Origin of the sequence: Moraxella cuniculi DSM 21768 (genome assembly GCF_900156515.1) — a bacterium.
Lineage (GTDB): Bacteria > Pseudomonadota > Gammaproteobacteria > Pseudomonadales > Moraxellaceae > Moraxella > Moraxella cuniculi.
This window is the reverse complement of sequence record NZ_FTNU01000017.1, coordinates 46,267-53,884: the sequence shown is the minus strand read 5'-3', so window position 1 is coordinate 53,884 and position 7,618 is coordinate 46,267. Positions and strand designations below refer to the sequence as shown.

The 7,618-nt window shown below is 45.3% G+C and carries 7 protein-coding genes and 1 pseudogene; 1 reads left to right on the top strand and 7 read right to left on the bottom strand.

Features of this window, described 5'->3' with window-relative positions:
• Window positions 1-120: 120 nt before the first annotated feature.
• The 3 genes and pseudogenes from BW928_RS11970 to BW928_RS09190 form a co-directional block, all read right to left on the bottom strand.
• Window positions 121-1,029 (bottom strand): annotated as a pseudogene (locus BW928_RS11970) (alpha/beta hydrolase).
• A gap of 54 nt (window positions 1,030-1,083) precedes the next feature.
• Window positions 1,084-2,247, bottom strand: coding sequence for an HlyD family secretion protein (locus BW928_RS09195; RefSeq protein WP_076555931.1), 1,164 nt, complete (start codon window positions 2,245-2,247; stop codon window positions 1,084-1,086).
• 15 nt (window positions 2,248-2,262) lie between these two features.
• Window positions 2,263-3,846, bottom strand: a complete 1,584-nt coding sequence (locus BW928_RS09190; RefSeq protein ID WP_076555930.1) for an MFS transporter — start codon at window positions 3,844-3,846, stop codon at window positions 2,263-2,265.
• Between the two features lie 106 nt (window positions 3,847-3,952).
• Here BW928_RS09190 and BW928_RS09185 point away from each other — a divergent pair, with 106 nt between their 5' ends.
• The gene (locus tag BW928_RS09185; protein ID WP_076555929.1) at window positions 3,953-4,810 is read left to right on the top strand and encodes an AraC family transcriptional regulator; all 858 of its coding nucleotides are present in this window, start codon (window positions 3,953-3,955) and stop codon (window positions 4,808-4,810) included.
• 92 nt (window positions 4,811-4,902) lie between these two features.
• Here BW928_RS09185 and BW928_RS09180 read toward each other — a convergent pair whose 3' ends face one another.
• From BW928_RS09180 to BW928_RS09165, 4 genes are read right to left on the bottom strand one after another with little or no spacing between them, the layout of a single operon-like run.
• A complete protein-coding gene (locus BW928_RS09180) occupies window positions 4,903-5,868 on the bottom strand; it encodes a carboxylesterase family protein (protein ID WP_076555928.1) in 966 nt (321 codons plus the stop codon).
• 29 nt (window positions 5,869-5,897) lie between these two features.
• Window positions 5,898-6,188, bottom strand: coding sequence for a DUF3861 domain-containing protein (locus tag BW928_RS09175; protein ID WP_076555927.1), 291 nt, complete (start codon window positions 6,186-6,188; stop codon window positions 5,898-5,900).
• 17 nt (window positions 6,189-6,205) lie between these two features.
• The gene (locus tag BW928_RS09170; RefSeq protein WP_076555926.1) at window positions 6,206-6,640 is read right to left on the bottom strand and encodes a tetratricopeptide repeat protein; all 435 of its coding nucleotides are present in this window, start codon (window positions 6,638-6,640) and stop codon (window positions 6,206-6,208) included.
• A 9-nt stretch (window positions 6,641-6,649) separates the two neighbouring features.
• The gene (locus tag BW928_RS09165) at window positions 6,650-7,450 is read right to left on the bottom strand and encodes a PhzF family protein (protein WP_200800843.1); all 801 of its coding nucleotides are present in this window, start codon (window positions 7,448-7,450) and stop codon (window positions 6,650-6,652) included.
• Window positions 7,451-7,618: the final 168 nt, after the last annotated feature.

Here is a 7,618-nt window from a genome sequence, read left to right as displayed (position 1 = left end):
GCCATCACAGACAGCTTGAAATCAAGTGTGTATTTTGCCATAGAAAGCACCCCAAGAGTTAGTAGTGGAATGTCTAACTTTTGGGGTGCGGTTCATATCAACTCAAACGGTGTTTTTAATTTAACTTCCCATCACTTTTTGAATATCATCAAACACTTGCTTGGATTCTGGTGCGATGGTCGCTCCCATAAAAACATGGAACGCCTTTTCAAAAATATGTAAATGACAAACCGTCCCTGCTTGCTTGGCTTTTTCGGCAAAGCGTTTGGCATCGGCAATAAAAATATCATAAGTGCCTTGATAAATATGCAAATCTGGCAAATCATTTAATTCATCATAAATTGGACTGACCTGTGGATCTGTGGTTGGGCGAGTGCCTGCCCATACTTGTCCGCACCAAATCAGTCCGCCTTTGTCAAGCATGGGGTCATTTGGAGCAACTTCATCAATTGCAGGGTTGGTCATTGTGGCATCGAGCCAAGGCGAGAATAAAAACACCGCTTTGGGCTTTGGTTTATTTTGCTAGCGAAGCTCAATTGCCAATGCCATCGCCAATCCGCCCCCTGCCGAATCCCCTGCCAAATAAATATCAGCGGTTTTTGCACTGTCATAACAAGCAAGCACAAAGGGCAATTCGCTGTCTATCGTGGCGTGTGGAGCAAGGCGGTAAATCGGCACAATCACGCTTGCCGCTGTTTTGTCAATAAGGGCTTGAATAATCCACCAATGAGCAATCTGCAAATCACCAACATACGCCCCACCGTGTAGATAAATGATGGTTTTGGTTGGTGTTTTGTTTTTGGGCGTTAGGCTGATAACTTGGCGTTCGTGCAGGTATTGCACTTTCACATCACATGATTTTTTTAGCGAATTGGTTAAATCGGCTCGGGGTGTGGCAAATTGGATTTCGTGCTGAATGCTTTCGGCGGTATGAAGCATAGAGGAATTCAGTGAAAATGCTTTGTGTAATACATTTAAAATCAAAGACATAATCATCTCCTTTGTTAAATTAACACCAAAAAACGATATATGCTATTTTCTTAGGGCGTGGTTTTATCATAAACCAAACGCCATTTCCACCGCTCACTTCAGAGTAGTTTTATCAATTTTTACCCGTGCTGACATTCCGATGCTGATATCTTTGATAAAATCTTGACCTTTGTCAAATTCAATTTTGACAGGAATTCGTTGGGTGATTTTAATAAAATTACCAGTGCTGGGGTCGGTCTTGGTACTGCTAAACTCTGATCCTGTGGCGGGGGCGATTTGCACCACTTTGCCTGTCAGCACGGTTTTGCCGCCCAATGCGTCAATTTCAATTTGGGCGGTATTTCCCACGGCAATGCTGGCAATTTCGGTTTCTTTGATATTGGCAATCAACCAATGCTCTGGCGGAACCACGCTCATCAATGCCGTTCCTACCGAAACCAGCTGTCCTTGTTTGACGGAAATTTCACCCAAGCGTCCGCTTGTAGGGGCTTTAATCAAGGTTTGCGACAATTCCAATTCGGCAAGGTTCAGCCCTGCTTTGGCGTTGTCAATGGCGACAAGGTTGCTTTGTTCGTTCACGCCCACATTGGCAATTTCTTGTTCGGCATTTTTCTTTTGGGCTTGGGCTTGCTGCAAGCCAGCTTCGGCTTTTTGTACATTGGTTTTGGCGTTGTCGTATTCTTGGCGAGAGACGGCGTTCATTTTGACCAGCTCGCTCATTCGGTTAAACTGGACTTTGGCATTATCCAAGGTCGCTTTGGCAGAGGCGATGTTGGCGTCCATCACCGCCACATTGGCAACGGCTGAATTGTTCGCTTGCTTGATTTTTTGCAGACTGACTTCTTGAGCTTTAACCCCTGCTTGGGCTTGGGCAAGCTTCATCTCATATTGGTCGGTTTCAATTTGCACAAGCGGCTGCCCCTGCTCCACCCATTCGTAATCTTGCACCATGATTTCTTTGACATAGCCTGCCACTTTGGGGCTGACCACAACAGGCTTGCCACGCACATAGGCATTGTCGGTTTCAACGAATTTGGGCATAAAGGGCGGTAATTGATAAGCATACAAAATCCCAAATACCCCTGCCAAAACCAGCCCTAATATCAATATTTTGCCCAAAATAGATTGTTTTTTGGGCTGCCATTGGGCTTGTTTTGGCGGAGTGTTTTGTGCCGTGTCGCTGGTATGGTTTGTTTCTGTACTATTATCAGGGCAGTTTGTGCCGTCAGTTTCATTTTTGTTGATTTGTTCACTCATATTCTCATTCACTTCTCATTTGGATTTCATTGCTTCTAGGGCGACCATTTCATTTGCCAATACATTGATACCACGCATACGCCGATATAGCCAAGCAAACAAGCTAATTACAAAACTTGTCCCTGCACACAAAAAAATCAAATAAAACAAATCATTATAAGCAAGCACAGTTGCTTCTAGATTGGCTTGTCTTATCAAGTTCGGCAGCAGATTGGCAGGTGTGTCGGTCAGCTGCTGGCTGATATTGGCATAATGCTCACGAGTTTTGTAAGTAATAAAATAACCAAATACCGCTGACCCCAAAAGTGCCCCCAAAGTTTGCGATACTGCAAACACAGCAATAAAACTAACAATATAATCGGTACTCTTTGCCATTGCTCGCACCATACCTTCTAGCATGACAGGACCGGCAAAATAAAAAGACGAAAATGCCAAAATCGCCTGACTGGTATAAAAATACGACACAGGCGTTTGGCTACTGACTCCAATGTCCAGATAAGACCCCAAGGCAATGCCAAACAATGCCACGACAATCGGGCGGCGAATGTCTTTAATGTCCAATCTGATTACTGACAACACTATCCCTGCCACCGATGACAAGCCAATAATGGTGTAATAAGTGATCAGTTGGCTGGTGGTTAAGCCCAATGCTTGCAAAAATCCGTTTGCTCCTGTGCCTTGTTCAGCGGTAAATACTCTGGTCAAAAACGAAATTATCAAAAACATCAGCATATTGCGACCCAATGCCCACCGCCAGTCTATTAAGGGCTTGGCACGGTTTAATTCGATCAACATCATCAAACCAATCGCAAGCACTGCCAAAGCCAGCAGATAGCCAAGCCAATCGGTTGTCCACCACACAATCTGCCCTTGGATCAAAAACGCACACAGCAGTGCTATACCGACGGTATACAAGACAAAACTTAGCACATCACGCCACGACAAGCTTTTTTGTTCCAATGTGGGCGGTAAGCGTAAAGCAAGCACACAAGCGGTTGCCAGAGCGGTTATCGCCCCTTGAAACACAAACACTGCCTGCATATTACCATCATCAAATAAATTGGGCGTAATGATAAGTGCTAAAGTTGCCGCAACCTGCATTAAGCCTGACAAAATCACAATCAGGGCAACTTTTGCCATGCCTGCCACCGATAACATTGCATACAACACACCCAGCGTAAACAAGCCGCTTGTTCCCATGCCCATCATCAGCCGTGCGATAATTTCCACTTCATAACTGCGAAAAAATACCTGCAACACATTGCTTGCCAGCACCAACAGCAAAGTCCATCGTATAAATTTTGCCAAACCAAAATGCGGACGGATTTTAAAAAACAAAATGCTCGCCGTGGTATAGGTCATAAAATAGGCAAGCGTTACCCAGCCACCTTCTTGCAAGGTCAAGCCAAGTTCGCCACGCAAATTGGCAATGTTTGCTGTCATTAGTCCATTTTGTAGCCCCGCTGCCACCGCCAAGAAAAAACCCGTCAAGCCATACAGCAGACGGCGTTTGCCTGACATATCAGGCGTAGCTGGCGAACCTGCCATCATTGGCAATTCATGAGGCTTAAAAATATAACCGTTGTCTTGAAGCATCATAAAAAGTATGTATCAAATTTCGTTCATTATAAAATAAAATGCCAAAAATCATTGCCAATTTGTGTTAAAATATTTGCCTAATTGTCCTAAATTAAGAAAATTTCTCATGCTTGATATCAATGCTTGGCAAGAATATTTATCATCTCAAGCCTACCAAATAAACGAGATCTTACCCCACTTACGCACAGGCATAATCCAAGCTGATGGCATTTGGCGACGCCGCCACCCTACCATTGGCTTGTTATGGGTACAGCAAGGCAAATTGAATGCCAAAGATGAACAAGACAGTGTTCATCTTTCCGAAGGCTTATATTTATCAACGGTGCAACACCCTATTATGGTGCAAGTCCCAACCGACAGCGATATTGCCAAGATTCTGATGTATCGTTTGGATTTTGTGGCATTGGCACAGTATCACAAGTTTGCCATTTTTAATGAGCAGCACTTGCCGTTTAAGATTATGCCTGTTGATGATGGGAGGATTTGTCCATTGTTACAAAGGCTGGCAGATTTGCCTGATTGTCCTGATGATAGACAGGCTTTGTTACCACTTTGGCATTCTGAACTGCATTACCATCTGGTAAGAACATTGGCAGGCAGTCGTTTATGCCATCAGATTTTTTCCAATAAAAATACCCAAAATCTAATGCAGATTGTGGCGTATATACAGGATAATTTTTGCCTACCCATTAATTTTGACACGCTGGCACAGAAGTATGGCATCAGTCGCAGCGTGCTTTACCAAAAATTTAAAACCTTGACAGGCACAAGCCCTTTACAATATCAAAAGCAGCTGCGGTTAAATTGCGCCAAAAATTTACTCATTGACAAAAAACTATCCATCAAAGAGACGGCGTATTGGGTGGGGTATGAGAGTATCAGTCAGTTTAGCAGAGAATATAAGCGATATTTTGGGGTTAATCCAAAGAAAGGGAAAGAAAGCAAGGGGGGGGGGGAGCGGTGAGATTTTAAATCCCGCCCTACCCCTCTCTTGCCGCACAGAGGATTTATTCCGTTGGGGTGTCGGGCAATCCCACCGCCCACCTTTCAATCAACCTATCGGCTTTGTTTAAACAGCCATTCACGGGCAGGGGAAAGTTTGTAGGCATAATCAAACGAGTACATATGCTCGCCGCCTTTGTGGGTGTTGCCTTGTGGTACAACGGTGTTTGGCGTGAAGCGGATAAAGTTGGCGGATTTGTTTTCAGCCAGCATTTTGGCGACCGCTTGATTTTGCTCGGCTTGTGGCAGTTTGGCGGAAAATTCGGTTTCGGCAATTTGCACGCCGTTTTTGTTCATCAATTCAATCACTTCTTTCATACCGACCGAAGCTTTCGGGTCGGCGGCGGAGACGGTGTAGATGAATTTGGCACGGGTCAAAGGCTCTAGCACATTGATGTCCCACTGGCTGCCGACAAACATTGAAGCGGCAAATAAATCTGGCTCAATGCTGTTCAAATAAAACGAAATCATACCGCCCATTGATTGCCCTGTGGTGTAGAGGCGTTTGCTGTCAATCGGGTATTTTTTGGCGATTTCACGCACCAAATTCGGGGTAACTTTGACTTGGTTGCTGGTTTGCCAATCATCGCTGGTGGCTTTGGTGTCGTAGGCAGGTACCAGCACAAATGCTGGATTTTTGGCTTGGCTTTCCTCGCTTGCCCAAATAATACCGCCCCAGCCCTGCATCAGCGGTGCTTTCGCCCCTTTGCCAGCGGTGGACGCGTCCGCAATAAACATTACCAGCGGATATTTTTTATTTGGGTCAAGATTTTTCGGCGTGTAGAGATTGTAGGTGATTTTCACGCCCGATTTATCCACAAATTCAAACACTTGAAATTGCGGGGCGATGATTTCACGCATTTTCAACAATTCGCTGTCGTAAGATTTGTCGGCACCGCCATATTGCGTATCCCACGCAGGGTTGGTCTGGCTGACGGTTTGCGTTGGTGCGTGTTGCGATGCGGTTTGGCAAGCAGTCAATGCCATCAAATATACCGCAGTAAAGATAAATTTTTTCATAAATTTTCTCCAAAGTTGATTGGGTTGAATTATTTTCCGCCCTTTAAAGTCATCATAATCTCTTTCATCATGGGTGAGAAACGAGCAAAAAACGGATTGTGGCGGTTTTCCAAAATCACTTCGCCGAACAGTTTCAAGCCGATTAGAAAACGGCTTAAATCTTGTTCGCTGATGTCAGGGTGAGTTTGTTTGACTTTTTCTAGCAACTCAAACAGGTTGTCGTGGTTAGGGGCTTCAAATACCAATGGTAAGACTTCAACGAGGTTGCCACTGTTGTCGGCAAGATAATCTACAGTGATGCGGTATTGGTGTTTTTTCATACGGCTTTTTCCTTATGTTAAGGACTGACTTTTAATCTTGTTAAGGCATCCATCGCAGGTTGGCTGATGTGATCGCCTCGTGCGGCGGATTTTTTGTACCAACCGACCGCTTGCGTGAGGTTTTGTGCCGTGCCGATCCCGTTTTCATAGCAAAACCCAAGCCAGTATTGCGAGCTAATATCGCCTTGTTCGCTGGCTTGCTTGAAATAGGCAAAGGCTTGTTTTTTATCTTTCGCCATGCCCTCGCCGTTTAAATACATCAAGCCCAAATAGCGTTTGGCTTTTATATGAGTGCTTTGTTCAAACAGCGGTTTGGCTTGGGCGTAGTTTTTCGCTTGATAAAGGCTAACCGCTTGATCAAATTGAGCTTTTTGTGCTTGATGGATCGCAGGATGCGTTTGGCAAGCGGTGAGAAAAACAGCAAAAAACGCCGTCAAACGATACTTTTTCATTCTGTTTCTTTAAAGATAGATTTCTGACTTGGCGAATAATACCGCTTTTCCACCCAAAACAACCCGATTACCGCTGATTTTTCCTTGCAAAATGCCACTTCTGGGGCTGGCTTGGTAGCCGATGAGGCTAGCTTTGCCGAGGGCTTTCGCCCAGTAGGGGAAAATGTGGCAATGCCCTGAACCACACACGGGATCTTCGCTGATCCCAACTTTCGGGGCGAACGAGCGAGAAGTGCAGTCAAACTCACCGCTTGGGGCGGTAATGTGGCACAGTAAGCCGTCTAGTTGGGCGATTTTTTCATCATTTGGCACGAAGTTTTTGACCCAATTTTCATCATCAAAAACGCAGAGCAAATCTCGCCCCAAATAAGCCACCTTGGGGGTAACGCCCAGCACTTCGCCGATTTTGGCGACATCCGCCACTGGCGTTAAAGGATAGGCGGGGAAATCCATCAGAAATAAATCGTCCTGTTTTTGCACGGTCAGCACGCCTGCTTGACGAGTGTGGAAATAAAAGGTGTCGGGTGGGGTGGCGAGAGCCTGCGTGAGGGCGAACGCGGTGGCAAGGGTGGCGTGTCCGCACAAATCAATTTCAGTGGTGGGCGTGAACCAACGCAAGTCGAAATCGCTTTGTGACGTGGCATTTTTCGGCACGACAAAGGCGGTTTCCGATAAATTATTCTCTTTGGCGATGTTTAACAGCGTGGCATCATCTAGCCAATCGTCCAGCACGCAAACGGCGGCAGGATTGCCCTGAAAAACTCGGTGGGTAAAGGCATCAACGGTGTATTGTAAAATGGGTTTTGGCATAACGGTTTACTGACTAAGGCTGATGAGAAGATGTAGTGCAACAAATGGCTAAGCCCAAAGCAACAATCCGCACCCTGTCAGCCGCCCTACTCACCCATTGAATTTTGGTGAAAAAATTACCATCAGTGATGGCGTGGTTGATTGATTGTGATAAAATAAGGCATTGTT